Source organism: Rhizobium sp. H4 (assembly GCF_003013335.1).
In the GTDB taxonomy this organism is placed as follows: Bacteria; Pseudomonadota; Alphaproteobacteria; order Rhizobiales; family Rhizobiaceae; genus Rhizobium; species Rhizobium sophoriradicis.
On sequence record NZ_PSOW01000003.1, the window covers coordinates 105,333 to 131,170 of the forward strand.

The 25,838-nt window shown below is 61.1% G+C and carries 28 protein-coding genes, 1 tRNA gene and 1 pseudogene; 18 read left to right on the forward strand and 12 right to left on the reverse strand.

Going from position 1 to position 25,838, the window contains the following annotated elements; all coding sequences use genetic code 11:
- Positions 1 to 10: 10 nt before the first annotated feature.
- A complete protein-coding gene (locus C4N04_RS05355) occupies positions 11 to 883 on the reverse strand; it encodes an ATP-binding protein (protein WP_009990833.1) in 873 nt (290 codons plus the stop codon).
- Between the two features lie 202 nt (positions 884 to 1,085).
- Here C4N04_RS05355 and yajC point away from each other — a divergent pair, with 202 nt between their 5' ends.
- The 5 genes from yajC to C4N04_RS05380 all read left to right on the forward strand — a co-directional run bounded on the left by yajC (position 1,086) and on the right by C4N04_RS05380 (position 5,808).
- The gene (gene yajC / locus C4N04_RS05360; protein WP_004678848.1) at positions 1,086 to 1,433 is read left to right on the forward strand and encodes a preprotein translocase subunit YajC; all 348 of its coding nucleotides are present in this window, start codon (positions 1,086 to 1,088) and stop codon (positions 1,431 to 1,433) included.
- 44 nt (positions 1,434 to 1,477) lie between these two features.
- The gene (gene secDF / locus C4N04_RS05365) at positions 1,478 to 4,018 is read left to right on the forward strand and encodes a protein translocase subunit SecDF (RefSeq protein ID WP_077993953.1); all 2,541 of its coding nucleotides are present in this window, start codon (positions 1,478 to 1,480) and stop codon (positions 4,016 to 4,018) included.
- Between the two features lie 4 nt (positions 4,019 to 4,022).
- Positions 4,023 to 4,409: an Mth938-like domain-containing protein gene (locus C4N04_RS05370; RefSeq protein ID WP_077993951.1), complete on the forward strand. Its 387-nt coding sequence runs from the start codon at positions 4,023 to 4,025 to the stop codon at positions 4,407 to 4,409.
- 2 nt (positions 4,410 to 4,411) lie between these two features.
- Positions 4,412 to 5,269, forward strand: a complete 858-nt coding sequence (locus C4N04_RS05375) for a phytoene/squalene synthase family protein (protein WP_077993948.1) — start codon at positions 4,412 to 4,414, stop codon at positions 5,267 to 5,269.
- Between the two features lie 71 nt (positions 5,270 to 5,340).
- The gene (locus C4N04_RS05380) at positions 5,341 to 5,808 is read left to right on the forward strand and encodes a hypothetical protein (protein WP_077993945.1); all 468 of its coding nucleotides are present in this window, start codon (positions 5,341 to 5,343) and stop codon (positions 5,806 to 5,808) included.
- 55 nt (positions 5,809 to 5,863) lie between these two features.
- Here the strand turns inward: C4N04_RS05380 and trmFO are convergent, their stop codons facing one another.
- From trmFO to C4N04_RS05395, 3 genes are all read right to left on the reverse strand, one after another.
- The gene (gene trmFO, locus C4N04_RS05385; protein ID WP_077993943.1) at positions 5,864 to 7,300 is read right to left on the reverse strand and encodes a methylenetetrahydrofolate--tRNA-(uracil(54)-C(5))-methyltransferase (FADH(2)-oxidizing) TrmFO; all 1,437 of its coding nucleotides are present in this window, start codon (positions 7,298 to 7,300) and stop codon (positions 5,864 to 5,866) included.
- 100 nt (positions 7,301 to 7,400) lie between these two features.
- The gene (locus tag C4N04_RS32575) at positions 7,401 to 7,544 is read right to left on the reverse strand and encodes a DUF1127 domain-containing protein (protein ID WP_004678841.1); all 144 of its coding nucleotides are present in this window, start codon (positions 7,542 to 7,544) and stop codon (positions 7,401 to 7,403) included.
- Between the two features lie 299 nt (positions 7,545 to 7,843).
- Complete coding sequence (locus tag C4N04_RS05395; RefSeq protein ID WP_004678838.1) at positions 7,844 to 7,990, reverse strand: DUF1127 domain-containing protein; 147 nt, start codon at positions 7,988 to 7,990, stop codon at positions 7,844 to 7,846.
- Between the two features lie 898 nt (positions 7,991 to 8,888).
- Here C4N04_RS05395 and C4N04_RS05400 point away from each other — a divergent pair.
- The 5 genes from C4N04_RS05400 (at position 8,889) to C4N04_RS05420 (ending at position 13,112) form a co-directional block, all read left to right on the forward strand.
- Positions 8,889 to 9,992 (forward strand): DUF2157 domain-containing protein, encoded by a 1,104-nt coding sequence (locus tag C4N04_RS05400; protein WP_077993941.1) that lies wholly within the window; start codon positions 8,889 to 8,891, stop codon positions 9,990 to 9,992.
- The gene (locus C4N04_RS05405; protein WP_086156208.1) at positions 9,989 to 10,579 is read left to right on the forward strand and encodes a GDYXXLXY domain-containing protein; all 591 of its coding nucleotides are present in this window, start codon (positions 9,989 to 9,991) and stop codon (positions 10,577 to 10,579) included. Before C4N04_RS05400 ends, C4N04_RS05405 begins: the two co-directional genes overlap by 4 nt.
- Before the next feature lie 152 nt (positions 10,580 to 10,731).
- Positions 10,732 to 10,816, forward strand: a tRNA-Leu gene (locus tag C4N04_RS05410).
- Between the two features lie 204 nt (positions 10,817 to 11,020).
- The gene (gene tig / locus C4N04_RS05415) at positions 11,021 to 12,505 is read left to right on the forward strand and encodes a trigger factor (protein ID WP_106795563.1); all 1,485 of its coding nucleotides are present in this window, start codon (positions 11,021 to 11,023) and stop codon (positions 12,503 to 12,505) included.
- 184 nt (positions 12,506 to 12,689) lie between these two features.
- Positions 12,690 to 13,112 carry a nuclear transport factor 2 family protein gene (locus C4N04_RS05420; protein WP_009996534.1) on the forward strand — a complete coding sequence of 141 codons (423 nt, stop codon included), beginning with the start codon at positions 12,690 to 12,692 and terminating at the stop codon, positions 13,110 to 13,112.
- Positions 13,113 to 13,206: 94 nt separating this feature from the next.
- Here C4N04_RS05420 and C4N04_RS05425 read toward each other — a convergent pair whose 3' ends face one another.
- From C4N04_RS05425 to map, 7 genes and pseudogenes are all read right to left on the reverse strand, one after another.
- Complete coding sequence (locus C4N04_RS05425) at positions 13,207 to 14,976, reverse strand: radical SAM protein (RefSeq protein WP_106795564.1); 1,770 nt, start codon at positions 14,974 to 14,976, stop codon at positions 13,207 to 13,209.
- A 162-nt stretch (positions 14,977 to 15,138) separates the two neighbouring features.
- Complete coding sequence (locus tag C4N04_RS05430; protein WP_009996532.1) at positions 15,139 to 15,690, reverse strand: hypothetical protein; 552 nt, start codon at positions 15,688 to 15,690, stop codon at positions 15,139 to 15,141.
- Positions 15,691 to 15,746: 56 nt separating this feature from the next.
- Positions 15,747 to 17,153: a Si-specific NAD(P)(+) transhydrogenase gene (sthA, locus tag C4N04_RS05435; RefSeq protein ID WP_038692490.1), complete on the reverse strand. Its 1,407-nt coding sequence runs from the start codon at positions 17,151 to 17,153 to the stop codon at positions 15,747 to 15,749.
- A 96-nt stretch (positions 17,154 to 17,249) separates the two neighbouring features.
- Positions 17,250 to 17,410: pseudogene (locus C4N04_RS05440) on the reverse strand (JAB domain-containing protein); the annotation flags it as partial.
- Positions 17,400 to 18,587, reverse strand: coding sequence for an alpha-hydroxy acid oxidase (locus C4N04_RS05445; RefSeq protein WP_106795565.1), 1,188 nt, complete (start codon positions 18,585 to 18,587; stop codon positions 17,400 to 17,402). The pseudogene C4N04_RS05440 and the gene C4N04_RS05445, both read right to left, overlap by 11 nt.
- 105 nt (positions 18,588 to 18,692) lie before the next feature.
- On the reverse strand, positions 18,693 to 19,517 hold the full coding sequence (radC, locus tag C4N04_RS05450; RefSeq protein ID WP_077993932.1) for a DNA repair protein RadC: 825 nt from the start codon (positions 19,515 to 19,517) through the stop codon (positions 18,693 to 18,695).
- Between the two features lie 7 nt (positions 19,518 to 19,524).
- On the reverse strand, positions 19,525 to 20,361 hold the full coding sequence (map, locus tag C4N04_RS05455) for a type I methionyl aminopeptidase (protein WP_077993931.1): 837 nt from the start codon (positions 20,359 to 20,361) through the stop codon (positions 19,525 to 19,527).
- A gap of 236 nt (positions 20,362 to 20,597) precedes the next feature.
- Between map and C4N04_RS05460 the strand changes: the two genes are divergently transcribed.
- The 3 genes from C4N04_RS05460 (at position 20,598) to C4N04_RS05465 (ending at position 21,891) form a co-directional block, all read left to right on the forward strand.
- On the forward strand, positions 20,598 to 21,257 hold the full coding sequence (locus C4N04_RS05460; RefSeq protein ID WP_009994753.1) for a TetR/AcrR family transcriptional regulator: 660 nt from the start codon (positions 20,598 to 20,600) through the stop codon (positions 21,255 to 21,257).
- A gap of 131 nt (positions 21,258 to 21,388) precedes the next feature.
- A complete protein-coding gene (locus C4N04_RS31775) occupies positions 21,389 to 21,562 on the forward strand; it encodes a hypothetical protein (RefSeq protein WP_009994755.1) in 174 nt (57 codons plus the stop codon).
- Positions 21,559 to 21,891 (forward strand): DUF6105 family protein, encoded by a 333-nt coding sequence (locus C4N04_RS05465; protein WP_077993930.1) that lies wholly within the window; start codon positions 21,559 to 21,561, stop codon positions 21,889 to 21,891. Before C4N04_RS31775 ends, C4N04_RS05465 begins: the two co-directional genes overlap by 4 nt.
- Here C4N04_RS05465 and ruvX read toward each other — a convergent pair.
- Positions 21,828 to 22,322: a Holliday junction resolvase RuvX gene (ruvX, locus tag C4N04_RS05470; RefSeq protein WP_106795652.1), complete on the reverse strand. Its 495-nt coding sequence runs from the start codon at positions 22,320 to 22,322 to the stop codon at positions 21,828 to 21,830. The two genes, C4N04_RS05465 and ruvX, sit on opposite strands and share 64 nt — an antisense overlap.
- 113 nt (positions 22,323 to 22,435) lie before the next feature.
- On the opposite strand from ruvX, the gene C4N04_RS05475 reads away from it, so the two are divergent.
- From C4N04_RS05475 to C4N04_RS05495, 5 genes are all read left to right on the forward strand, one after another.
- Entirely contained in the window at positions 22,436 to 23,140 is a 705-nt protein-coding gene (locus tag C4N04_RS05475) for a metal-dependent hydrolase (protein WP_009992750.1), read from the forward strand.
- 68 nt (positions 23,141 to 23,208) lie between these two features.
- On the forward strand, positions 23,209 to 23,496 hold the full coding sequence (gene gatC / locus C4N04_RS05480) for an Asp-tRNA(Asn)/Glu-tRNA(Gln) amidotransferase subunit GatC (RefSeq protein ID WP_009992749.1): 288 nt from the start codon (positions 23,209 to 23,211) through the stop codon (positions 23,494 to 23,496).
- Positions 23,497 to 23,553: 57 nt separating this feature from the next.
- On the forward strand, positions 23,554 to 25,035 hold the full coding sequence (gatA, locus tag C4N04_RS05485; protein WP_077993928.1) for an Asp-tRNA(Asn)/Glu-tRNA(Gln) amidotransferase subunit GatA: 1,482 nt from the start codon (positions 23,554 to 23,556) through the stop codon (positions 25,033 to 25,035).
- Positions 25,026 to 25,538 (forward strand): GNAT family N-acetyltransferase, encoded by a 513-nt coding sequence (locus C4N04_RS05490; protein WP_077993925.1) that lies wholly within the window; start codon positions 25,026 to 25,028, stop codon positions 25,536 to 25,538. The genes gatA and C4N04_RS05490 overlap by 10 nt, the downstream gene beginning before the upstream one ends.
- A 6-nt stretch (positions 25,539 to 25,544) precedes the next feature.
- Complete coding sequence (locus C4N04_RS05495; RefSeq protein ID WP_077993923.1) at positions 25,545 to 25,820, forward strand: hypothetical protein; 276 nt, start codon at positions 25,545 to 25,547, stop codon at positions 25,818 to 25,820.
- Positions 25,821 to 25,838: the final 18 nt, after the last annotated feature.

Below are 25,838 nucleotides of genomic sequence, written 5' to 3' on the forward strand. Positions count from 1 at the left end.
TTTTGTCATTTTAGACTCTATCGATATGGACGCGCATGCGTCCCGCCAGATCCTGAATATACTGCCAGGCAACGCGGCCCGAGCGCGCACCGCGCGTCGTTGCCCATTCCAGCGCCTCGGCATGCAGCGTGTCGCGCGCGAGCCCGAGTTTGAAGTGATCGGCATAGCCGTCGATCATGCCGAGATAGTCTTCTTGGCTGCATTTATGAAATCCGAGCCAGAGGCCGAAACGGTCAGACAGCGAGACCTTCTCCTCGACGGCTTCGGACGGATTGATCGCCGTCGATTGTTCGTTTTCCATCATGTGGCGCGGCAGCAGGTGGCGCCGGTTCGAGGTGGCGTAGAAGAGCACGTTGTCCGGCCGTCCTTCGACGCCGCCGTCAAGCGCCGCCTTCAGCGACTTGTAGGCGGTGTCGTCGTGATCGAAGGAGAGGTCGTCGCAGAAGACGATCACCCGGTACGGCGTGTCCTTTAAGAGGTCGAGCAGGTTGGGCAGGCTGGCGATATCCTCGCGGTGAACTTCGACCAGCTTCAGCGCGACGCCGCTTTCGCGCCTGACATCCTCGTGCACGGCCTTGACCAGCGATGATTTGCCCATGCCCCGTGCACCCCAGAGCAAAACGTTGTTGGCCGCATAACCCTCGGCGAAACGCACCGTATTTTCATGCAGGATATCGCGCACGTGGTCGACACCGCGGATGAGCTTCAGCGCCACCCGGTTGGGTTTCTTGACAGGCTGCAGATGCTGGCGCAGCGGCGCCCAGACGAAACAGTCGGCCGCATCCCAGTCATTGACGGAGGGTGCCGGTCCGGCAAGACGCTGGACGGCATCAGCGAGGCGCTTGAGCTCGGCAAGCAGGGCGGTGTTGATTTCCTCGGTCATCGCAAGCTCCTGATTTCTTGCTGCGGCTATCCGCTTTATCTTTCGATGCGGGTAGCATGGCGTTTTGCCGCCGGAAAGGTTATGAGGCAGCGGAATCGGTACTGTTCCCGGCTGTTTCTGTTGCATTCATCGAAGCGGCAACTATAGTCCGGCAACCTGAAAAACGAGGCGGAGTTCCGCCGCCAAGCCTGAGGAGTTTAGCATGTTCATCACCCCGGCATTCGCCCAGAGTGCGACCGATACCGCAACCGGTTTCGGCGGCTCCGGTTTCGAAATGATCATTCTGTTCGTGCCGCTGATGGTCGTCTGGTATTTCCTGCTGATCCGCCCGCAGCGCGCCCAGGCCAAGAAGCGTGAGGAAACCCTGAAGGCGATCCGTCGCGGCGACCAGGTCGTGACCGGCGGCGGTCTCGTCGGCAAGGTGACGAAAGTCGTCGACGACAAGGAAGTCGAAGTCGAGATTGCCGAAGGCGTTCGCGTGCGCATCGTCCGCAGCGGAATTTCGGAAGTTCGCGTCAAGGGTGAACCTGTAAAGGCCGACGCGGCGTAACAGGCGATAACGGCAAACCGCCGGATCGGAAGATCGTCGAGAGAATGTTGCATTTTTCCCGCTGGAAAACACTTCTGATTTGGCTGGTTGCGTTTGCGGCCGTCGTCATCGCTGCGCCCAATCTGCTGAGCGAGGCACAGCGTGCCTCTCTGCCGGATTGGCTGCGAAACGATCGCGTGATGCTCGGCCTCGATCTGCAGGGCGGTTCGCATATCGTTCTGAAGGTCGAGCGTTCCGATATCGTCAAGGACCGCCTGGAAGAGGCAGTCGCGAATGTGCGCAACGCGCTGCGCGGCGCCGGCATCCGCTATACCGGGCTGACCGGCAACGACCGGACCGTCACTGTCCGGATCACCGATCCTGCCGAGACGCAGAAAGCGGTCGATCGTCTGAAATCCCTGACGATGACCGGCGGCGATTCCGCCGCCGGACTCGCGCTGCAGCAGGGCGGCGAAGGGCAGCTTTCGCTGCAGATTTCCGACGCCGGCATTACAGCTGATGTCGCCTCCGCCCGGACCCGGTCGCTCGATATCGTCGGCCGGCGCATCGCCGGATTCGGTTACGAGAATTTCCTCGTTCGCCCCGACGGGGACGACCGAATCACCGTGCAGGTGCTGGGATCGGTCGATGCCGAGCGGTTGAAGAATCTCCTTAACCAGCCGGCCAAGCTTTCCTTTCATCTGATCGATGAAAGCATGTCGGGGCAGGAGGCGCTGAACGGCCGCTGGCCGGCGACATCGCAGGTGCTCTATTCGCTGGACGATCCGCCGGTTCCCTATCTCGTCGACCGTACGGCCTTTGTCACCGGCAGCAACATGGTCGACGTCGAGCCTGTGGTGGATCCGCAGACCCAGGATGTCTCGATCACCTATCGCCTGGACGCGGAAGGCACGCAGCGGCTGGCTGAGGCGACGGCGCGGAATATCGGCAAGCACCTTGCCGTCGTCTTCGACGACCAGGTTATGTCGGCGCCGGCCATCGATGCGGCGATAACCAACGGCGAAGGTCGGATCTCAGCGAACTTCTCCGAGGATGGCGTCCGCGACCTGGCAGTCATGCTGCGGGCAGGGGCCCTGCCGGCAACGCTGACGAGCGTCGAGGAACGCAGCGTCAGCCCGCGCTTCGGCGCCGACTCCATCTTCTCCGGCCTCATCGCCGGCTTCAGCGCCGTCGTGCTGGTCGCAGCATTGATGATCGCGCTCTATCGTATTCTCGGCCTTGTCGCCGTCGTCTCGCTCTTCTTCAATCTGATCTTGATCATTGCGGCGCTCAGCCTTGCCGGCGCGACGCTGACCTTGCCCGGTATTGCCGGCATCGTGCTCATCGTCGGCATGGCGGTCGATTCCAACGTGCTGATCTACGAGCGCATCCGCGAGGAGGAGAAAACCGCCCATTCCTTTGCGCAGGCCGTCGAGCGCGGTTTCTCGCGCGCCTTCGCAACCATCGTCGATGCGAATGTCACGATCTTCATCGCCGCCGTCATTCTCTTTTTCCTCGGCAGCGAATCCATTCGTGGATTCGCCGTGACACTGGCGGTCGGCATTCTGACGACGGTTTTAACGGCATTCACGCTGACCCGCTCGATCGTCGCCGTATGGCTGGCGCGACTCCATCCACGGCACCTGCCGAAAAGCGTCCTGACCCATCTCTTCGAGCACGCCAATATCCGGTTCATGGGGATCCGCCGCTATGTCTTCACGGCGTCGGCTGCGATCTCGCTGATTGCCATGGCGGCTTTTGCCACTGTCGGCCTGCAGCTCGGCATCGACTTCACCGGCGGCTCGCTTATCGAGGTGACGGCGAAACAGGGCAATGCCGACATCGCCGATCTCAGATCGCGCCTCAACGATCTCAATCTCGGCGAGGTCGGGGTCGAACGCACCGGCGGGCCGGCCAACGCGCGAATCCGCATCGCGTCCCAGGGCGGCGGAGAGAATGCCGAGCAATCGGCAGCGACGCTGGTGCGCGGCGAGCTCGAGGCGGATTATGATTTCCGCCGCGTCGAAGTCGTCGGCCCTGCGATCTCGGGCGAATTGACGATGATGGCGACGCTTGGCGTCGTTGCCGCGCTGGCGGCAATCCTGCTCTACATCTGGATCCGCTTCGAGTGGCAGTTCGCCATCGGCGCCATCGTCGCAACGCTGCACGACGTCATCATCATGCTGGGGCTTTTCGTGCTAACCGGTATCGAATTCAATCTGACGAGTATCGCCGCGGTGCTGACGATTGTCGGCTATTCCCTGAACGACACCGTCGTTGTCTATGACCGGATGCGCGAGAACCTGAAGCGTTACACGAAGATGCCGCTGCCGATCCTGATCGATGCCTCGATCAATCAGACATTGTCGCGCACCGTCCTGACGGCGGCGACGACGCTGCTTGCCTTGCTGGCGCTCTACCTGTTCGGCGGCGACGTCATGCGGTCGTTCGCCTTTGCGATGCTCTTCGGTGTCGCTCTCGGAACTTTCTCTTCGATCTATATCGCCGCTCCCGTGCTGATCGTCTTCCGGCTGCGGCCGGAAAGCCCCGACGGGCAAGAGAGCAACAAGACGGATGCTAGTGTAAGATCCGGCACGGTGGTTTGAAAACATGGCAAAAGGCATAGAAATCCGCGCCGCGCATTTTCCCGGCCGCGCCCCGATCGATACTTACGGCAATGGCGGTTTCCGTTTTGCCGACATGTCGCATCGCGGCTCGATCCTTTGCCTGCCCTCCGGGGTTCATGGCTGGGACATGGACATGTCGAAGCCGCTGTCGCCTGAAAATTTTCGCCGCGTGTTGGAAGAGGCCGGCGATATTGAGGTTCTGCTCGTCGGCACAGGAACCGAGCTTCGCCGTCTGCCCGAGGAATTGAAGCAGGCGCTGAAGGCGCGCGGCGTCGCCTCCGATCCGATGAGCACGGGTGCCGCAGTGCGCACGTTTAATATCATGCTCGCCGAACAGCGCGCCGTCGCCGCGGCATTGATTGCGGTCTGACGATGGCGGAAGGAAATATTGCGACGAACCAGGATATCTGCCTGGCGATGCTGCGCGACAATGATCGCGACCGCTATCTCGCCTGCCTTCTGTCACCGCAGGACAAGCGCGGGGCGCTTGCGGCGCTTTACGCTTTCAATGCCGAGCTTGCCCGCATCCGCGACCTGGTGCACGAGCCGCTGCCAGGCGAGGTGCGCATGCAATATTGGCGTGACCTGCTGGAAGGCAGTGCGCATGGCTCGACGGCGGCCAATCCCGTCGCCGTGGGCCTTCTGGGCGCAATCGAAACGCATCGCCTGCCTCGTAAGACGCTGATCGATATGATCGAGGCTCGCACTTTCGATCTCTACGACGACCCTATGGAAACGCGTGTTTCGCTTGAAGGTTATGCCGGCGAAACGGCGTCCGCGCTGATCCAACTCGCAAGCCTTGTGTTGTCGCCTGAGGCAGCCGCCCAATCGGCCGGCGCGGCCGGCCATGCCGGTGTCGCCCAGGCGGTCGCCGGCCTGCTGCTGCTGATGCCGCTGCATCGTCGCCGCGGCCAGCTCTATATTCCGCTGCAGATCCTTTCGGCCACCGGCCTCGACCGCGATACCTTCCTTGCCGGCGAAGACCGGCCGCGCATCTCCGCCGCCGTCGAGGCCTTCGCCGGCCTCGGCCGCGAGCATCTGGCAAAGGCAAGGGGGGCAGGACCGATTGCGCCGGCCGTCTTTCCGGCCTTCCTGCCGGTCACGCTGGCCGAGCCGGTGCTCCGCAAGGCACAGAGGCGTGGTGCCCTTGTGTTCGAGCGGCCGCTGCAGCCGCCGCAATGGCGCCGCCAGCTCGCAATGGCGCTGGCTGCATCGCGCAGGAAAATCTGAGATCGGTCAAATTCGCGCAAGTCTCGCGCGCTACAAGCTCCTCACCGCTACCCATTGAACGGAGACTCGGCGTGGGCATTATCGTCTGGTGCGTCCTTTTCGCCATCGTCATTTTCTTTGCCTTCGTGGCAACACGCATGGCTGCGCAAAACAAGGACGACAGCCTGCACGACACCGGTCTCGCCATCATCGAGTTCGGCCGCGCCTTTCCCAACGAGGCGATCCGGCAGTTGCAGGCGACTGAAAACGGCCAGGCGATCTTCGTGCGTCTACACGACAACAAGGCTGGCCTGATGCGCAACATGGCGCGCCACTTCTCCTGCCATCTGATCGAGCCCGGCCGTGTGCGCGTGGTAAGCTCGGAGACGGGCAGGGGACTGGCGATCGATTTTCTCGACGCCCCTCATCACAACGGCAAGTTCGAATTCGCCTCGCCCAAGGAGGCGTCCGAGGTCGCGCTCTGGCTGCTCGGCAACTACATCGCCGAGCCGGATAAGGATCTGCCTCCGGGCACTATCGCCGCGGCGAACAAACAGTAGAAGTGTTGCTTACGGCTTTGCGCGCTTGAAAAGACGCCCAAAAACGGTTTCAGCATTATGCAGAGGCGCTTTCGGCAACCCCCTGCGTCTGGCCGAGCCAGGCGGCGCAGTCAGCAAGCGCGCGACGCGCGATCAACTGCCGTTTCATGATCGTCTTGTCCTTGCCGCGGAAACGCTTCACGCCCTCGGGCTTGACGATCGAACCCGGCTGAAGCTCCGGAAACAGCCCGAAATTGATGTTCATCGGCTGGAATGACCGTTTGCCGGGCTCCTCGTCGGAGACGATGTGGCCGCCGGTGATATGACCGAGCAGCGAGCCGAGCGCGGTCGTTGCCGGCGGCAGCAAGATCGCTTCGCCCTTGCGTTCGGCGGCGGCGAAACGGCCGGCCATCAGCCCGACGCTGGCGCTTTCGACATAACCCTCGCAGCCGGTGATCTGGCCGGCAAAGCGCAGGCCGGGCCGCGATTTCAATGTCAGCGACGGATCGAGCAAGGTCGGGGAGTTGATGTAGGTGTTGCGATGCAGACCGCCGAGGCGGGCGAATTCGGCATTTTCCAGTCCGGGGATCATCCGGAAGATTTCCGCCTGCGCGCCGTATTTCAGCTTCGTCTGGAAACCGACCATGTTGTAGAGCGTGCCGAGCGCATTGTCCTGGCGCAATTGCACAACGGCATAGGCCTTGACTGTCGGATTATGCGCGTTCGTCAGCCCCATCGGCTTCATCGGCCCGTGGCGCAGCGTCTCGCGGCCGCGTTCGGCCATCACTTCGATCGGCAGGCAGCCGTCGAAATAGGGGGTGCCTTCCCATTCCTTGAAGCCGACGGTGTCGCCCGCTATCAACGCATCGACGAAGGCATTGTACTGCGCCTCGTCCATCGGGCAGTTGATGTAGTCCTTGCCGGTGCCGCCGGGGCCGACCTTGTCGTAGCGCGACTGATACCAACAAATATCCATGTCGATGCTGTCACGATAGACGATCGGCGCGATGGCGTCGAAGAAGGCGAGCGAATCCTCGCCCGTCTGCGCCTGGATGGCGCTGGCGAGCGATGGCGCCGTCAGTGGCCCGGTGGCGACGATGGCAAGATCCCAGTCGCGCGGCGGCAGGCCGGTGACTTCCTCGCGCACGACGGTGATGAGCGGGTGATCGTGGATCGCCTTGGTCACGGCTTCAGAAAAGCCGTCGCGATCGACGGCCAGCGCGCCGCCGGCCGGCACCTGGTGGCGATCGGCGGCGGCCATGATCAGCGAGCCCGCCATGCGCATCTCGGCGTGGATGACGCCGACGGCATTGCTGGTCGCATCGTCGGACCGGAAGGAATTGGAGCACACGAGCTCGGCAAGAGCGTCAGTCTTATGTGCGTCCGTGCCGCGCACCCCTCGCATTTCATGCAGAATGACGGGAACGCCGGAGCTGGCGATCTGCCAGGCGGCTTCCGAACCGGCAAGCCCGCCGCCGACGACGTGAATAGGAGGATAGGAGATCGTGTTCATTCCGGGCTGATATCATGTCGGCAGATGCGATCCAACACCCCCGAATCAAAAACGGCGCCCTGATGGCGCCGTCTTGAAGCATCGTGCCGGTTACCCGCTATTAGCGGAACGAGCGGGATGCAATATTGCGGATGTCGTAGCGGCTGACGCCGATGTCGGACAGGGTCTGGTTCGACAGGCTGCCGAGTTCGTTGAGTGTACGGCGGTAGCTGAGCCAGCTTTTTGCAATGCGGATCGGGTTCATTGTCATCTTCCTCGAACAAATGTCCGCTGGACGGCGGGATCGCCTGTCTCTCTGCGGTTGATGTTTATATAGGCGCAAACCCTCTCATTGTGCAGTGCAAATAAAAGGCGTCTGCCATGCAAATGTGCAATATGATGCTTCAGAAATAAGCGGTGAACATTTTTTGAGCGGACAAAGGAACCAGGAAGATCCTGTAACCGCGACGACCGTCGATCGCCGAAAAAGAAAACGCCCGCTGTGGTGCAGCGGGCGTTTTAATCTTGGAGGGATCTGCTTGGGAGGAAGCAGAAACCTTTGAATTAACGCGAAGAAGCTTCGCGGGCAACGCGATGGATGTCCGAACGGTCGATGCCGAGGTCATGCAATTCGCGGTTGGTCATGCGGCCGAGTTCGGTGACCGTCTGACGATACTTGCGCCAGTTGTTGAAAGAGCGTGTGATGTTCATGTTAAGCCCCTTTCCGAGGGTTTGATCTGCCAGCAGCCACCCATCGGCGCTGACCTCTATTTGATGGCCGGAATATATGTTGCGGCGCGAAGAACGAAAACAGCCAAGTTTTCAGGTCACCTATGCGAGATATGCAATGCTTTACACAATCTTACCGCACTCTGGTCAACGATTAGGCAAAGTCACTTGAGCGAATACTCGAGCTTTGAAGTGGCGAAGGGGCTGCGATGAGGAAAACCCGCCTCTGGCGAGTTGCGCGCTGGGCAAGTGATCCGGTGCCGGTTCGACAAGCCTGTCCGTCATTGCGTCTGGCCGCCGCAAAGCGTCGCGATCACGAATCCGGCGCCACGGCTTGATGCGAAGAAAAATCCGGTGAACCTTGTTTTCTCGGTGGCGCAGCGGAACCAGCCTCGAGGTGCTAACGCCTTGAACTTACGTAGTATGCCGTCATCAAATAAAACGCCCGCCGGGGGAGGATCCGGCGGGCGCATTATAGTGACTGGCAACTGGGAGGAGGAGTGTCGCCAGTCTATCGCGGCGCGCTTGGGAGGAGGAGTGCGCGGCTGCGAATCTCGTCACGGACAAAGCCATCCGCGGGCGTCCGGCAGTGCCGGGCCGGGGCGCCACCCCCGTGCTTCGATATGTCGGTAAATAGTATGACTAATTGATATTTTGCAGTGCAATAATTACATGTGAGATATGCCGATCGCGCATACCTCGTCCTTCATATGCTGATGTTAGCAGTTCCGACGTTAGCGCCCGGTTAACACCTGACCCAAATTAGACCAATGAGGAATTTGCATATTCAGCGCTGAGGCGTTTGCGAAGCTGCCTGCTGCGTCTATAAATGACGAAGCCGCAGCGCCGGGCGAGCGTCGCGAAACTGAGGGGTGGAATCATGTATCGCGGCAGATTGGAGCGGGATCTCTCGCTCTGGGTGGGCAAGGGTCTGCTGGCAAAGGAAACGGCCGGCGCGCTTCTCGCCGAATATGACAGCCGCCCGGCCAGCTTCAGCCTCGGCCGGGTGCTGATGGGGCTGGCGGCGGTGCTGCTTGCTGCTGCCGTTCTGCTGGTCGTCGCCTCCAATTGGGAAGCCATTCCGCGCCTCGTCCGCGTCGGCGCCATCCTCGCTCTGATCTGGGCGGTGCATATCGCCGCCGCCCTGATGCTCGCACGCGGTGCGACAGCCGCTGCAAGCGGCCTGCTGGTCATCGGGGCGATGAGCTTCGGGGGTGCCATTTCTCTGGTCGGGCAGATGTATCATCTCTCCGGCGACCAGCAGACGGTGATGTATCTCTGGTTCGCCATCGCGACGATCTCGGCGATCCTGTTCCGTTCGGGCGCTGTGGTGGTCGTCGCCGGCTTCCTCTCCTGGGCCTCCTTTGCCGTTTACCTCGAGAATAATGACACGCATTGGATCGGGCCTGATCCCTGGATGGCGCCTGTTATGGCGGTGATCGTCATCGCGCTGGTGCGTTACACCGGCGCTGCGCGGGCTCGTCATCTGGCCTATTTGCTGATGATCGGCTGGCTTGCATGGCTCTACACGCTTTATGAGGAGATGGCGGTAGCGCTTGCCTTCGCCATCGGCGGCATGGCGGTTTTCGTGCTGACGGCGTTGCCGCATCCCCGTATCGCGCCACTGGTCAGGAGTGCCGGCGCGGCCCCGGCATTCTACAGCTTCCTCGTCGCGGCGATCGGCTTGCTGCTGCTGCATATCGAGATAGAGCAGGGATGGCGGCTGGTGGTGCTCGGTCTGGCGACACTTGCCGCCGCCGTGCTGGCGATCGCGCTGCATGGCAGGAACAACGGTGCCGTGCGTTACCTTGCCTATACGGCCTTCGCTGCAGAGATGCTCTATCTCGCTTCCGTGACCGTCGGCTCGATCCTCGGCACGTCGAGCCTCTTCCTGTTTTCCGGTCTCGTGGTTGCGCTGGTCGCATGGATCGTCATCCGTCTCGAGCGGCGCTTTTCGGCAAATGCACGGGAGGAGCTCGCATGAGCTCGTTGATGGCACGGCTGCAGTCCGGCAAGGGCTACCTGCTTTCGGCAATCATCGTCGCCGGCCTGCAGACTGTGATCCTCGGCACGATCATCCAGAGCCGGGCGTCGATTCTCACCAACGGCACCGAAGTGCTGCTGAAGACGGCCCCGGTCGATCCGCGTGATTTCCTGCGCGGCGATTATGTCGTCCTGAACTACGACATTTCCACTGTGCCGGTGCAGACAGTTTCCGGCGGCATTCCGGCGGAGCCGGGCGAACGCACGCTGTGGGTCCGGTTGAAGAAGCAGGGGGACGGTTTTTGGACGGTGACCGAATCGTCCTTCCAGACGCTGCCGCGTCAGCCGGAAACGGTGATCCTGCGCAGCCAGCCATTCTATAGCGGCGGACTGGCTGCGGGTGACAGCATCCGCGTCGAATACGGCATCGAGCGCTATTACGTCCCCGAAGGTCAGGGTAAACCGCTGGAGGAGGCGCGCAATGATGGCAATGTCGCCATAGCGGTGCGCGTTTCGCCTGACGGAAGCGCGCAGATTCGCAGTCTGCTCGTTGACGGCAAGCCGGTTTACGACGAGCCGCTTTACTGATCCCGCAAGCCTTCGGAGCAGGGCGGCTGGAGACCTTAAATCCCTTGTCATTTGCCGTTCATTTTTCCTTTGCCTCGACCAAATCGGGTGATATAGAGACGCCGCGCTCCGGAAGGCCTCATGCGCAGGCATAGGCATGCGGTTCTGTGGACGCGGGTATGGTGAAATTGGTAGACACGCCAGATTTAGGTTCTGGTGCCGCAAGGCGTGGGAGTTCAAGTCTCTCTACCCGCACCAGGCTGTTTGCAGGGGGAGACTAAGATCTTAGTTGTCCCCGAATGACCGAAGGTTGTTCCGAATACTCGGAAGTGAGTGCCGTTCCCCTTTTTGGCGGAATGATACAGGAATTGGGAAAAGCCACGCGCGGCACGCAGCCGGCGTCGTGCTCATCGAAACGAACGGCGTCTGGGCACGGCCGCCACGACATGAAGGTAGGAAGACATGCAGGTTATCGAAACGCTCGCTGAAGGGCTGAAGCGCGAAATCAAGGTCGTTATCCCGGCCAAGGACATGGAAGACAAGATGAATGCGCGTCTTGCCGATGTGAAGGACAAGGTTCGCATCAACGGCTTCCGTCCGGGCAAGGTCCCCGCAGCTCACCTGAAGAAGGTCTATGGCAAGTCGATCATGGCCGAACTCGTCAACGAGATCGTCCGCGAACAGCCGTCCGCCATCCTGTCCAGCCGCGGCGAAAAGTCGGCCACGCAGCCGGAAATCGCCATGACGGAAGACAAGGACGAAGCCGACAAGATCCTCTCCGCCCAGCAGGATTTCGAATTCACCCTTTCCTATGAAGTGCTGCCGCCGATCGAGCTGAAGTCGGTCAAGGGCATCAAGGTCACGCGCGAAGTCATCGACATCTCGGATGACGAAGTCAACGAGCAGGTCCTGAAGGTTGCCGAAAGCGCCCGTTCCTACGAAAGCAAAACCGGCAAGGCCGCCAACGGCGACCGCGTCACCATGGATTATGTCGGCAAGGTCGACGGTGAAGCCTTCGAAGGCGGCACCGACCAGGGCGCCGAGCTGGTGATCGGTTCCGGCCGCTTCATCCCGGGCTTCGAAGACCAGCTCGTCGGCGTCAAGGCCGGCGAAGAGAAGACCATCACCGTGACCTTCCCGGCCGACTACCCGGCCAAGAACCTCGCTGGCAAGGACGCGACCTTCGACATCACGGTCAAGGATGTTGCAGCCCCCGGCGCTGTCGAGATCAACGACGAACTCGCCTCCAAGCTCGGCATCGAATCCGCCGACCGCCTGAAGGAGATCGTCCGTGGCCAGATCGAATCGCAGTACGGCTCGCTGACCCGCCAGAAGCTGAAGCGTCAGATCCTCGACCAGCTCGACGAGATGTACAAGTTCGACACTCCGGCTTCGCTCGTCGACGCCGAATACAACGGCATCTGGAGCCAGGTGAACAACGACCTCGCCCAGTCGGGCAAGACCTTCGAGGACGAAGACACGACCGAAGAGAAGGCGCGTGAGGAATACAAGACGCTCGCCGAGCGTCGCGTCCGCCTCGGTCTCGTTCTCTCCGAGATCGGTGAAAAGGCCGGCGTCGAAGTGACCGAAGACGAAATGCAGCGCGCCATCTACGATCAGCTGCGCCAGTATCCCGGCCAGGAAAAGCAGATCCTCGAATTCTTCCGCAGCCAGCCGGGCGCCGCCGCCTCGATCCGCGCCCCGATCTTCGAAGAGAAGGTCATTGATCACCTGCTGACCGAAATCGACGTCACCGACAAGAAGGTGACGAAGGAAGAACTGCTCGCCGAGGGAGAAGGCGAGGCCAAGGCTGACACCAAGAAGGCGGCGCCGAAGAAGAAGGCTGCCGCCAAGGCCGAAGCTGCCGACGCCGCTGAAGGCGAGGAAGCCGCTCCGAAGAAGAAGGCTGCTCCGAAGAAGAAGGCAGCCGACGAAAGCGCCGAATAATCGCTTTTCAGTTCTGAAGCTTGGAAAGGCCCCGCCATCGCGCGGGGCCTTTTGTTTTTTCGGATCATCCGGACGGTTCATTCTCCAATGCCGTCTTCGTGGTCTTGTCTTGAATGCAACAACAAAGAGTTGAAATGAAGTAGTATTCAAGGCAGATTTTACGGGGGAATGGGAGGACCGGAAAATGACTTCAACGCATGAGATGAAAAAGCTGGTAGAGGAAATCTATGCTGTGCGTGGTCGCGGCGATATCGAGGGCACGCTGGCGCTGCTCGGCGAGAATTGCACCTTTCGCATTGTCGGCAATACGCGGATGGCGCCTTTTTCTACTGAAACAGGCGGACCTGCCTTTCGCCAAGCGATTACGCAGCTGATCAATGACTGGGATCTGTCCGGCATGAGGACAGCTGGGATGTATGCCGATGAGGACCATGAGGTGGTCGTTGCGCATCGTGAAGGCGAGGTCCGACATATCCCGTCAGGGGTGCGCTTCCGCACCGAGTTCATCGACAAGATCCATTTCAGTGGCGGCAAACCAGTGAAGATCGTGGAATTTCTCGATACCCTGCAGGTGGCTGAGACCAGCCAAATGATCCGAGTGGCTTAGTCGCCGGTCAAAGTCGGAGCGCCAGGCTTCGCCTTTGACGTCTCCGGTGATTTCCGGCCAACAGGGCGTCAGCCGCCGTTGCCGGGATTGCAGCTCAATGCCGTGTCAGCTCCGCGACTTTCCGGACATGGCTGACGGCCGCCGCTCCCCCGGCGGTTTTGGTGAAGAGGCTGAGCGTCTCTTCCTCGTCGTCGGCGACCGGCGTCAGAGCCTGATCCGTGTAGCTCTTCGATTTGGCATCCCACGAAATCAGGAATGCCGAAATTGTCAGGCCGATAATCGTGGCGGCGAGCGAAGCATGTTTGCTCAAAGTTTCCCAGGCAAAGCGCGGCCAGAAGACCAGCGGGTTTTCGCGCGGCAGTTCCGGGCGTCGCTCGGCCGGCGTCTTCAGGCGCATGAGGCCGCTCTGCAGCGGATGCACGTTTTCCAGCGGAACGGTGGTCGCGAAGGAGACGAGAACCTTGACGAGCCTTGCGAGCGGCACCCCGGTCGCGACAGCGCGGCGCAGCAGCGTCTTCATATGATCAGGCGAATAATAGAGCGACCAGGCCTCGTGGTAGATGTCCTCCCACTCCTGCTTGCTCATCTTCTGATGCGCGGTGCAGACGTGCTCGACATCGTAGATGTTGAGGTCGCCATCCATCTCGACGCCCTTCTTCCACAGGACCTGATGGTCCTCGGAACCCGGCAACGGCGTCAGGATGAAGAATTCGATGACGTCGAGCGGCAGCTCTTCCTGAATGATCGCAATATCGCGGCGGATCGATTCCGGCGTGTCGGCGGGGAAGCCCAGAATGTAACCGGCCAGCGTCATGATGCCCTGCGCCTTCCAGCCGAGCAGCATCTTGCGGTATTCGGTGATCTTGTTCTGGTTCTTCTTGGCGGCGGTCAGATTGTCCGGATTGACGTTTTCAAGACCGATGAACACGCGGGTGACGCCGGCGCGCCGGGATTTCTCGATGAAGTTCGGGATTTTGTGGCAGAGCGTGTCGACCTGGATCATCAGGCCGAGCGGAATTCCGTCCCGCTCCTTGAGCTCGATCAACCGGTCGAAGATCGCTTCCCAATCTTTGTTGCGGGCGAAATTATCGTCGGTGATGAAGAATTTGTGGATGCCCTGCGCCCAGTTCATCCGCACCAGCTTTTCGACATCGTCGGCCGAGCGGAAGCGCGACTTGCGTCCCTGCACGTTGATGATGGTGCAGAACGAGCACTGGTAAGGACAGCCGCGCCCGGCATCGAAGCTGGTGCTGAGGCCGAGCGTGCGCTGGATATTGTCCTTCGGCAGGAAGGGAACCGGTGTGCCGCCGATGCCGGGAAGGTCGTTCATGAAATTGTAGAGGGGCTTCAGCTCGCCGTTGGCGGCATCGCGCAACACCATGTCCAGCCGCCCCTCGGCCTCGCCGGCGAACATCGAGATGCCCATGTCGCGGCAGGCGTCGAGCCCGACCGCCTTGCCGTCGAGCATCGACAGGCAGCCGGATACATGAAAGCCGCCCATCGAAACCGGCAGGCCGGCATCACGGAAGGGGCGGGCGATATCGAGCGCGCGCGGATACTGGTTTGACTGGACGCCGACCAGCGCGACCATGCCGAAATTGCCGTGGCGCTTGAACTGGGCGAGCAGCCTGGGGAAATCGATCCGCGTATTGGTCTCGTCGATGACGGTGATATCGATTGCGGTATCGGGCCCGAGCACCTGGCGCTCGGCGCATTCGGCGGCGATGCCGTAGAGAGCTGCGAGTGAATTGGAAGGGATCATCGCCCGCCACCAGCGGATGACGTAGCCGTCGTCATCATAATGCGACGGCTTGATCAGGATGAGCTGAAAACGTCTGCGTGCGGCTTCCAAAGCATGGGACAAGAGTATCTATCTTTCTTTAGAAACGTCTGCCCGGAGGCAAAATGGCGTTGAGGGCACAAATCAGGCACGGCGTATTAATGCGATTGATCACGGTTCAACCTAAGGCGTAAAATCGTACATTGCGCGCAAAAGTTTGGGCGGCGCGCGCCGTTCCTCAATATACTACACGATATCGAGCAGCAATGCGCGGTGGTCGGAGACCTCGGGGCTCGCCACCACCTCGAACTTGGCAATTTTCACCTCCGGCGTCACCAGCATGTAGTCGGCAAAGCGGCCTTGCTTCAGATAGTAGGAGGTCCGCGTATCGACAAGGCCGTTTCCGGTGACGAGATCAGAAAGACCTAATCGGGCGAGGATCTTAAAGGTCGCACTGTCAAAGTCTATCGCCTGGGCGATGACGGAATGCGATTTGCGCACGAAGGTCGCCAGCCCGAATTCGGCGACAATGGCGGCATCGCCGTCGAAGAGCGTGCCTCGCGATGTCGGGCAGAAGAAGCCGTCATGGCCGGGCAGGGCGGCGCTGATCTCCGCAAACAGATTGGCGCGCTGCGGCAGCTCCAGCCCCGAATCGCGATAGATCGGCCATCCGGAACCAGGATCCGGCGCCCGCAGCACCTCCTGCAGGCACAGCACATCAGCATCGGACTGCCTGACATAATCGATCAGGGCTTCATGCAGCCTGCCGCCCCATGCGTTCAGGGAAATGATGCGCAATGCCTTCGGCGCCCTTCAGGTGGCGGGATTGAGATGGCTGCTCTGTCGCCGTGCGGCTACAGTTCCGACTTGATGTCGCCCATCCGGTTCCAAGCATCGAGCCCGGCGATCTTGTAGGCTTCGGCGAGCGTCGGATAGTTGAAGGTGTTCTCCACGAAATATTCGACCGTGCCTTTGAGATTGAGCACCGCCTGGCCGATATGCACCAGCTCGGTGGCGCCTTCGCCGACGATATGCACGCCGAGCAGGCGGCGCGTCTTCAGCGAGAAGATCAGCTTCAGAAGTCCGGTGTCGAGACCCATGATGTGGCCGCGCGAGGTCTCGCGAAAGCGGGCAATACCGCATTCATAGGGAATACCGCGCTCTTTCATTTCCTCTTCGGTCAGGCCGCAAGTCGAAATCTCCGGCACGGCATAGATGCCGTAGGGGAAATATTTCTGCGGCTCCTTGGCAACCGCCCCGATCGCTACGCGCGCGGCGATGCGGCCCTGTTCCATCGAGGTCGAGGCGAGGCTCGGAAAGCCGACGACGTCGCCGGCGGCGTAGACGTTGGCAACCGATGTTTGAAACGTCTCCGGGTTGACCTTGAGGCGGCCGCGGCTGTCGGCTTCGAGGCCGATGGCCTCAAGGTTCAGCATGTCGGTCGCCCCCATACGGCCGGCGGCGAAGAGCACCATATCGGTGGTCAGGCGCCGACCGCTATCGAGCGTCAGCTCGACCTTGCCGTTTTCGAGCTTCTCAACTTTGTCGGCCTTCTGGCCGAGCAGTAGCTTCATGTTGCGGTCGCGCAGCTGATAGGTGAAGTCCTCGATGATTTCCTTGTCGATGAAGTCGAGCATCGTCGCCTTGGGGTCGATGACGGTGACGGCGGTGTCGAGTGCGCTGAAGATCGTCGCGTATTCGATGCCGATGACGCCGGCGCCGATGACGATCATCGAGCGCGGCAGCTCCTCGATGTCGAGCAGTTCGTCGCTGTCGAGGACCGTCTTGCCGTCGAAGGGCATGTAATCGGGGCGGAACGGCTTGGTGCCGACGGCGAGCAGCACGCTGGCGGCGCTGACCTGGGTGATCTCGCCGTCATCCTTGATGACCTGCAGCGTCGACGTATCGACGAAGCTCGCCCTGCCGCGCATATGGTGCACACGATTGCGGGCGAACTGATGCTCCAGCACTTCCACTTCATGGTTGAGCGTAATCAGCAGGCGACGGCGCAGATCTTCGGCGCTGATCTCCTGCTTGACGCGGTAGGATCGGCCGTAAAAACCGCGTTCGCGCCAGCCGGAAAGATTGAGCGCGGTCTCGCGCAGCGTCTTCGAGGGAATGGTGCCGGTATGGACGGACACACCGCCGACGCGCTTACCCTGCTCGATGACAAGCACTTTCTTGCCGAGCTTGGCAGCCTGGATCGCGCCGCGGCGCCCCGCAGGACCGCTACCCACCACAACGAGATCGTACTGAAACATCATCAAGCCCCGGATTGGAATGGAATCATTTGCGACAAAAATGTCGCGCCTCATCGGTAGCCGGTCAATGTTACAGATTGTTTTACGACCGCCGATTCAGCCGGACCTGTGTTTTATCAGCTTCAGCATCTTCAGGCGACATGGCCGTTCTTGCCGATGATGATCTGGTCGTGGACGATGATATCAAGTGCTTTCACCGCGTCGATGATCAGCTTCGTCCTATCGATGTCAGCACGCGACGGCTTTTCATGCGCGGGTGATGTAGTCCGCAGAAATATCGCCCACCTTGGTAACGCCGAGCAACGCCATATTGCTATGCAGTTCCGCCGTCAGGATATCCGCCGCCTTCAGCACGCCCGGCAGCCCCGCGACGGCTGCGGCATAGAGGAACGGCCTGCCGACGAACACGAAACGGGCCCCCAGCGCCAGCGCCTTCATGATATCAGTTCCCCGCCTGATGCCGCCGTCGATCATGACGGCAATGCTGTCTCCGACGCGTGCCGCAATCTCCGGAAGGACCTGAAGGGGAGATGCGGTGCCGTCGAGCTGGCGGCCGCCATGATTGGAGACGATCACGCCATCCGCCCCGGTATCGGCCGCCCGTGCTGCGTCTTCGGGATGCATGATCCCCTTGACCACGAGCTTGCCGGACCACCTCTTGCGGATCTGCTCCAAATGGGCCCAGTTGAGATGGTCACGCCTGCCGAAATCGCGCATGACGTTGGAGGAGATGATCGGCGCGCCTCTTGTGGCATAGGAATTTTCAAAATGCGGAATGCCGTGCCGGGCGATCGTGCGCAGCAATGTGCCGGTGGTCCAGCGGGGATGCGAGATGCCTTGCCATGCCAAGCGGAGGCCGGGACGCAAAGGCGTCGAAAATCCAGCCCTGACATTGTTTTCGCGGTTGGGCAGCGTGGCAGTGTCCACGGTCAGCAGAAGCGTGTCGATGCCGGCCGCACCGACGCGATCGATGAGGGCATCAATACGATCGGGTTCGCCGGGCAGATAGGCCTGAAACCATGCTTGTGGCGAAGCCGCAGCGATCTCTTCCAAGGGGATAAGCGACGAGCCGCTGATGATCATCGGGATTCCCGATTGGTCCGCGCCTTGCGCGAGCACGATGTCCCCCCGATAGGCCATCAGCGCGCTGATCCCCATCGGCGCGATGCCAAACGGGGCGGCGTGGGTCTTGCCAAAGAGGCTCGTCTCGGTGCTGCGCGTCGAGACGTCTCGAAGGACCCGAGGCCGGAAGGCATAGGCCTGGAAGGCCTCGGCGTTACGCCGCAGCGACGCATTGGTCTCGGTCGCGCCGGCGATGTAACCGAACAGCGGCTTCGGCAAATGTCGCCGTGCCTTCATTTCAAAGTCGTCGAGGCAGAGCACGCCGCGGCAGAGCCGGGTCGATCGATCAATGTTACCGCTGCGGATCGTCATGGAGCTTCATCTTCTCGGTATCCCCAGCGGGCATTGTTCAGCGAATGGAGCGCAGATTGCATACAATCGCGCGCCACCGACTGCTGTCAACTCCAGCCTTGCTTCTCAGATCAGCTTCAGCCCCTTGAGGCTGACATGTCCGTCCTTGCCGATGATGATGTGGTCGTGGACGGTGATGTCGAGCGCCTTGGCCGCCTCGATGATCACCTTCGTCATGTCGATGTCGGCGCGAGAGGGCGTCGGGTCGCCGGAGGGGTGGTTGTGGACGAGGATGATCGCTGTTGCCGAAAGCTCGAGCGCGCGCTTGACCACTTCGCGCGGATAGACTGGCGTATGGTCGACCGTGCCGCGGCCCTGTACCTCGTCGGCGATCAGCACGTTGCGCTTGTCGAGGAAGAGGATGCGGAACTGTTCGCGGGTCTCGTGCGCCATGGCGGCGTGGCAGTATTGAATGACCGAGGACCAGGAGGAGAGCACCTGTTTGCTTCTGATCTCGCTTTTCAACGTCCGGTGGGCCACCGTCGAGATCAGTTTCAGGTCGAGGGCTACATTCTCGCCGACGCCTTTGACCTCGGTCAGCAACGCCGCCGGCGCGCCAAAAACGCCGGAAAGTGAGCCGAAGCGTTCGATCAGCGCCTTGGCGATCGGCTTGGTGTCGCGCCGCGGGATCAGGCGGAAAAGCAGGAGCTCGAGGATTTCATAATCGGCCAGCGCCGTGTCGCCCTGCTCGCGGAAGCGGTCACGCAGCCGCTCGCGATGACCGTGGTAATGTTCCGGTGCGGAGAGCGAGGCGGGCAGGGCGGTCCGGGCATTCGGCACGGTTGGGTTTTGCGGCCGGCCGCCGAAGAACGAACGTTCGTCGGCAACAGGCTCTTCAGTCGCGAAAGGCAGCTCGTCGTCAGAAGATGTTGCAGCAGGCCCCTTCGCCATCGGATCGTCACCTGGCAAGCGACGGCAGTCCGGGCCGGTCGAGCCCAGCAGGTGACAGCGTGAAGATCTCGCAGCCGTCGGCGGTGACGCCGACCGTATGTTCGTATTGTGCCGAAAGCGAGCGGTCGCGGGTCACCGCCGTCCAGCCGTCGGCCAGCACCTTCACATGCGGCCGGCCGAGATTAATCATCGGCTCGATGGTGAAGATCATGCCTTCACGCAGTTCGGGCCCTTCATTGGCGCGGCCGTAATGCAGGATGTTCGGTGAATCATGGAACAGCCGGCCGACGCCGTGGCCGCAGAAATCGCGCACCACCGAACAGCGCTCGGCCTCCGCATAGGTCTGGATCGCTTCGCCGATCGCCCCGGTGCGGGTGCCCGGCCTGACCGCGGCAATGCCGCGCATCAGCGATTCATAGGTCACTTCGAGCAGTCGCTCGGCGGCGCGCTTGACGGTGCCGACGGGATACATCCGGCTGGAATCGCCGTGCCAGCCGTCGAGCACGAAGGTGACGTCGATATTGACGATATCGCCTTCGCGCAGCGGCTTGTCGTTCGGAATGCCGTGGCAGACCACATGGTTGATCGACGTGCAGGTCGACTTGGTGTAGCCGCGATAGTTCAGCGTCGCCGGATAGGCGCCGTGGTCCATGCCGAAATCGAAGACGAACCGGTCGATCTCATCGGTCAGCAGGCCGGGCTTGACGATATCGGCCAGCGCATCGAGGCAGCGGGCGGTCAGCTGGCATGCCTTGCGCATGCCTTCGAATGCTTGCGTGTCGTAAAGCCGGATGGCGCCGGTGTTCTTCGGCGGCGCGGAAGAGGCTTCGATATAGTTCACCATTGCAGGGCCTTAGCGGAGAATATTAGCTTTGTTCATAATTCAGCTATGACGGGTTCGTCCATCGCGATCAACCGTCGGGGCGAGATTTCTCAAGGGATTTGGCCGCCTCAAGCAGCCATTCGCAGCCGAATTATTCGTGCCGAACGAAATATCCACAATCTTCCCAAAGGGATAGGATTGATCGGAGGAAGCCTCCCCGCTACTCACCGATTGGTGACAGCGGGGAAGGGTCGGTCATGCTGAATGAAGCAATAAATCTTGATAGTTCGCCCGGCGCCGGTGGCGAGCCGGAACGGCGGGTGCGCGATCGCGGCGCCACCGAGCGCGCCATCCTTGCCGCCGCAAAGGGCCTGCTGGCGGAAGAAGGCTTCCAGAATTTCGGCATCAATGCCGTCGCCCGCCGCGCCGGTTGCGACAAGCAACTGATCTACCGGTATTATGGCGGCCTTGACGGTCTGGTCGAGGCGATCGGCGCCGATCTCGGCACATGGGTGAGGGATCGCATTCCGGAAGATGCTGGCGGCATGTTCCTGCTCACTTACGGCGATCTGATGGAGCGGTTGGCGCTGCTTCTGCTCGACGCCTTGAGAAATGATCCGCTGATGCGCCGCATCCTCGCCTGGGAGGTATCGGAAAATACCGAGCAGGTGAGGCGCCTTTCCGAAGCACGATCGAAGGCTCTCGCCCTTTGGCTGGATCGCATGCGCGGCTCGCTGGCGCCGCCGAAGGGTGTGGATGCGGCGGCTGTCAATGCCGTCGTCATCGCTGCAATCCAGCATCTCGTGCTTGCCGGGTCCGCCGGCGGCCAATGCGCCGGCCTGTCGCTCAAGACATCAAAGGACTGGGAGAAGGCGGCGACGGCGCTGAAGCGTCTCGTTCGCGGCGTCTATGGCTGACATTTCCGTTATCCACAGGAGGCGGATGCGGCGTTAACCTTAACGAATGGTTTACGTTGCGTGGGGCGGGTTAAGCCGACACTGTGACACCAGCAGAGATGGTACGAGTGAAAGTCCCCGAGTTGACATCCATGGGAAGCAAGATCGCCAAAGCCGCATTTTTGGTGACGGCAATGATGTTCTTCGCGCTCCTGGCGCTGGATATTGCAATTCCGACGCTGGTGCTTTGCACCATGGCATTGTCGACTTGGTTGGTCTCCCTCGATCTGCCCGTCGCGCGCAAGCATGGAGGAGAGGCCGCATGAAGTGGTTTCTGATCTTCTGGGCCGGCCCCATCGTCTTTCTGGGCGGATGGTACTGGCTCTCCTATTACGACATCAATTTCGGCATCTTCATGCTGACACGGCAGGTCCATGACCTGACGTTCCAGATCTACGGCGAGGCGCTCGGCATGCCCCCGGAGGCTATCCCGCCGCTCGTTGCCCGGGCAATCGCCGTCGACAGTGTCATCGTCTTCGCCCTCCTTGGCTTCAGAAAGCGCAAGTCGATCATTGCCTGGTGGCAGGCGCGTCAGGCGCTGAATTCCTCCCCTGCAGATCTTGCCAGCAAGGAAAGTCTGTCGAGCGCGCCCTGAAGAATGAAGCTGGCCGCGGCCGAATCGATCCGTTCGGCGCGTTTGGCGCGCGAGACGTCCATTTCGAGCAGCGTCCGTTCGGCCGCAACCGTTGAAAGCCGCTCATCCCAATAGACGAAGGGCAGCGCCGTTTTCTGCTCCATGTTGCGTACGAAGGCACGCGTCGCCTGCACGCGCGGGCCCGCCGATCCGTCCATATTCATCGGCAGGCCGATCACGAAGCCCGCGACCTTTTCCGTTGCCGCGAAACCCAGCAGCGCCTGCGCATCGATGGTGAATTTGACACGGCGGATCACCGGCCGTGGCGTGGCGAAACGCCGTCCGAGGTCGGACATCGAAAGCCCGATCGTCTTGGTGCCGAGATCGAGGCCGGCAATCGCCTTCCCGGGGGCGAGGGTTGCGGCCATTTCCTCGATGGTCAGCACCGTCATTGCCATTTCATCCCGTCAAAAGAAATTGAAGTCGCCGCCGCTTTCCTTCGCCGGCGCATGAGATATGTCCTTACCATCGAAATCAGATTTTGCATCACTTAAGGAGAGATTTTATGAAGATCACCTGGCTTGGCCATTCCGCCTTTCGCATCGAGACCGGAAAGGCGAAGATCCTGCTCGACCCGTTCCTCAATCATAACGCTTCCTTTGCCGGCCAGGACATCAAGGATGTTTCTTCAGGCATCACCCATATCCTGCTGACGCACGGCCATGGCGACCATGTAGGCGATACGGTCGCGCTCGCCAAGGAAACCGGCGCCGTCGTTCTCGCCAATGCCGATCTCGCCGGTTGGCTGGGTTCCAAGGGCGTCGACAGGATCGAAATGGGCAATACCGGCGGCACGATCACCTTCGGCGGCTTCTCGGCGACCTTCACCAATGCGCTGCATTCCTCCGCCCAGATCACCGAGGACGGCGTCTCGCATGCGCTTGGCAACGCCAACGGACTGATGCTGCATTTCGACGACGAAGCCTCGATCTTCGCCATGGGCGACACCGATATCTTTTCCGACATGGGGCTGATCAACGAACTGCACCAGCCGGATATCGGCTTCGTGCCGGTCGGCGACCGCTTCACCATGGGCGGCGCAGTGGCGGCACTCGCCTGCCAGCGTTACTTCAGCTTCAAGACCGCGATCCCCTGTCATTTCGGCACCTTCCCGATCATCGATCAGACGGCCGATAAGTTCATTGACGGCATGGAGGGATCGAAGACTGAGGTGAAGGCGCTGAAGCCTGCCGAGAGCCTGTCGATCTGACGAAACCCCGTTGCACCGGGCGGACATGGCCTTTATAGCGATAGGAAAAATCCTATCCGGAGAATGCCATGTCCGTCGATCTTGCCACCGTGAAGCGCGTCGCCAAACTTGCCCGTATTGCCGTCTCCGAGGACGAGGCAAACCGCATGGTCGGCGAGCTGAACGGCATCTTGGGCTTCGTCGAGCAGCTCTCCGAAGTCAATGTCGACGGCGTCGAGGCGATGACGTCGGTCACCCCGATGGCGATGAAGAAGCGGACCGACGAGGTGACCGATGGCAACAAGGCGGCCGATATCGTCGCTAACGCACCGGTCACCGACCACAATTTCTTCCTGGTGCCGAAAGTCGTCGAATAGGGCGCCACAAGCCTCTTTCCGACCCTGTTGCCATTTAAGATCTGAAGCGAAAACACGATGAGCGAACTTACCAGCCTGACCATTGCCGAAGCCCGCCGGAAGCTGCGCGCCAAGGAAATCACCGCACTCGAACTGACCGACGCTTACATCGCGGCGATCGATGCGGCCAATGAGCGGCTGAACGCCTATGTGAAGGTCACGCCGGATCTGGCCCGCGTCATGGCCAGGAAATCGGACGAGCGCATCGCCGCCGGCACGGCGGGCGAGCTCGAAGGCATTCCGCTCGGCATCAAGGATCTCTTCGCCACCGTCGGTGTCCACACCCAGGCCTGCAGCCATATCCTCGATGGGTTCGAGCCGCGTTATGAATCAACCGTCACGCAGAACCTTTGGGACGACGGCGCCGTTATGCTCGGCAAGCTGAACATGGACGAATTCGCCATGGGCTCGTCCAACGAGACCTCCTATTACGGCCCGGTGATCAATCCCTGGCGGGCTGAGGGCTCCAACCAGCAGCTCGTTCCGGGCGGCTCCTCCGGCGGCTCGGCCGCCGCCGTCGCCGCGCATCTTTGCGCCGGCGCCACCGCAACCGATACCGGCGGCTCCATCCGCCAGCCGGCTGCCTTCACCGGTACGGTCGGCATCAAGCCGACCTATGGCCGCTGCTCGCGCTGGGGCACCGTGGCTTTCGCGTCCTCGCTCGATCAGGCCGGTCCGATCGCCCGCGACGTGCGCGATGCCGCGATCCTTTTGAAGTCGATGGCAAGCGTTGACGCCAAGGACACGACCTCGGTCGATCTGCCCGTGCCGGATTATGAGGCAGCCCTCGGCCAGTCGCTGAAGGGCATGAAGATCGGCATCCCGAACGAATATCGCGTCGACGGCATGCCCGAGGAGATCGAGACCCTGTGGCGCCAGGGCATTGCCTGGCTGAAGGATGCCGGCGCCGAGATCGTCGATATTTCGCTGCCGCACACCAAATATGCGCTTCCGGCCTATTACATCGTCGCCCCCGCCGAGGCCTCCTCGAATCTGGCGCGCTACGACGGCGTGCGCTACGGCCTGCGCGTCGACGGCAAGGATATCGTCGACATGTACGAGAAGACGCGCGCCGCCGGCTTCGGCCAGGAAGTCAAGCGCCGCATCATGATCGGCACCTATGTGCTGTCGGCCGGCTATTACGATGCCTATTACATCCGCGCCCAGAAGGTCCGCACGCTGATCAAGCACGATTTCGAACTCGCCTTCGACGCCGGTGTCGACGCCATCCTGACCCCGGCCACCCCATCCTCTGCCTTCGGCGTCGCCGACGAGAACCTCGCCGCCGATCCGGTGAAAATGTATCTGAACGACATCTTCACCGTGACGGTCAACATGGCTGGCCTGCCGGGCATCGCCGTGCCTGCCGGCCTCGACCACAAGGGCCTGCCGCTCGGCCTGCAGCTGATCGGCAAGGCCTTCGACGAGGAAACTCTCTTCAAGACCGCTTACGTCATCGAACAGGCCGCCGGCAAGTTTACGCCGGCCAAGTGGTGGTAACGGATCTCACGATCCGAACGATAGTCCCCGCCGACCACGAAGCGGTCGGTGCCGTCGGCTTCGCCGCATGGGCCGCAGGCGGCGCCTTCGAGGATTGCTATCGCGATCCTCATGTGATCGCCAAGGTACAGCAAGAGTTCGCCGCCTTTCCACATGAGACGAAGGGCGAAATCTTCGTTGCTGAACAAGCGGGCGAGATCGTCGGCTGGACAGCACGGGAAGGCGAACGGAATTATGTGTCCGATCTCTGGGTGCATCCGTATTCTCAGGGCAAGGGTGTCGGCCGGGCTCTGCTGTCGTATTTATATGAGCTGATGGCGGCCGAAGGGCTGGCGACGGTCCGGCTCGACACACATGCAAGGAATGAGCGCGCGATCCGTCTCTACGAACGCTGCGGCTTCACCATCATCTGGCATGGCGTCGAATTCTCCAAGAGCATGGGCGTTCCGCTCGAAAAGGTGCATATGGAGAAGCAATTGGCTGATCGACCAAATCGGAGATGAGGTCTTATGGCGAATAGTGATCTTGTGCGACTGATCGAGGCAATCGATCGTCTGGCGGCAGGCGGTTTCGTCATGGGCGCGGATTGGCAGGCGGTTCACGATATCTGTCAGCGCCATGAAGGCGAACAGCCGTTCGACTGGGGCCATGCCCTCTGCCACCGCATCGAGGGCGACGACTGGAATGCCGATTACTGGTATCGCCGCGCCGGCAAGACGCGCGGCACCGGCACGATGGCCGACGAATGGTCGGCGATGCGAGCGGTATTGTCTCAGAAGGCTTGAGGCCGTGCCCTGACCGCG

Bases quoted from the DNA above. Each gene is read 5' to 3' on its own strand.
- C4N04_RS05400 (WP_077993941.1), top strand. From the start codon at position 8,889: ATGTATCGCGGCAGATTGGAGCGGGATCTCTCGCTCTGGGTGGGCAAG.
- radC (WP_077993932.1), bottom strand. From the start codon at position 19,517: ATGGCGAAGGGGCCTGCTGCAACATCTTCTGACGACGAGCTGCCTTTC.
- secDF (WP_077993953.1), top strand. From the start codon at position 1,478: ATGTTGCATTTTTCCCGCTGGAAAACACTTCTGATTTGGCTGGTTGCG.
- ruvX (WP_106795652.1), bottom strand. From the start codon at position 22,322: ATGACGGTGCTGACCATCGAGGAAATGGCCGCAACCCTCGCCCCCGGG.
- C4N04_RS05420 (WP_009996534.1), top strand. From the start codon at position 12,690: ATGACTTCAACGCATGAGATGAAAAAGCTGGTAGAGGAAATCTATGCT.
- gatA (WP_077993928.1), top strand. From the start codon at position 23,554: ATGAGCGAACTTACCAGCCTGACCATTGCCGAAGCCCGCCGGAAGCTG.
- trmFO (WP_077993943.1), bottom strand. From the start codon at position 7,300: ATGAACACGATCTCCTATCCTCCTATTCACGTCGTCGGCGGCGGGCTT.
- gatC (WP_009992749.1), top strand. From the start codon at position 23,209: ATGTCCGTCGATCTTGCCACCGTGAAGCGCGTCGCCAAACTTGCCCGT.
- C4N04_RS05445 (WP_106795565.1), bottom strand. From the start codon at position 18,587: ATGACGATCCGCAGCGGTAACATTGATCGATCGACCCGGCTCTGCCGC.
- yajC (WP_004678848.1), top strand. From the start codon at position 1,086: ATGTTCATCACCCCGGCATTCGCCCAGAGTGCGACCGATACCGCAACC.
- C4N04_RS05475 (WP_009992750.1), top strand. From the start codon at position 22,436: ATGAAGATCACCTGGCTTGGCCATTCCGCCTTTCGCATCGAGACCGGA.
- C4N04_RS31775 (WP_009994755.1), top strand. From the start codon at position 21,389: ATGGGAAGCAAGATCGCCAAAGCCGCATTTTTGGTGACGGCAATGATG.
- C4N04_RS05395 (WP_004678838.1), bottom strand. From the start codon at position 7,990: ATGAACATCACACGCTCTTTCAACAACTGGCGCAAGTATCGTCAGACG.
- C4N04_RS05495 (WP_077993923.1), top strand. From the start codon at position 25,545: ATGGCGAATAGTGATCTTGTGCGACTGATCGAGGCAATCGATCGTCTG.
- C4N04_RS05355 (WP_009990833.1), bottom strand. From the start codon at position 883: ATGACCGAGGAAATCAACACCGCCCTGCTTGCCGAGCTCAAGCGCCTC.
- C4N04_RS05460 (WP_009994753.1), top strand. From the start codon at position 20,598: ATGCTGAATGAAGCAATAAATCTTGATAGTTCGCCCGGCGCCGGTGGC.
- C4N04_RS05465 (WP_077993930.1), top strand. From the start codon at position 21,559: ATGAAGTGGTTTCTGATCTTCTGGGCCGGCCCCATCGTCTTTCTGGGC.
- map (WP_077993931.1), bottom strand. From the start codon at position 20,361: ATGGTGAACTATATCGAAGCCTCTTCCGCGCCGCCGAAGAACACCGGC.
- C4N04_RS05370 (WP_077993951.1), top strand. From the start codon at position 4,023: ATGGCAAAAGGCATAGAAATCCGCGCCGCGCATTTTCCCGGCCGCGCC.
- tig (WP_106795563.1), top strand. From the start codon at position 11,021: ATGCAGGTTATCGAAACGCTCGCTGAAGGGCTGAAGCGCGAAATCAAG.
- sthA (WP_038692490.1), bottom strand. From the start codon at position 17,153: ATGTTTCAGTACGATCTCGTTGTGGTGGGTAGCGGTCCTGCGGGGCGC.
- C4N04_RS05405 (WP_086156208.1), top strand. From the start codon at position 9,989: ATGAGCTCGTTGATGGCACGGCTGCAGTCCGGCAAGGGCTACCTGCTT.
- C4N04_RS05375 (WP_077993948.1), top strand. From the start codon at position 4,412: ATGGCGGAAGGAAATATTGCGACGAACCAGGATATCTGCCTGGCGATG.
- C4N04_RS32575 (WP_004678841.1), bottom strand. From the start codon at position 7,544: ATGAACCCGATCCGCATTGCAAAAAGCTGGCTCAGCTACCGCCGTACA.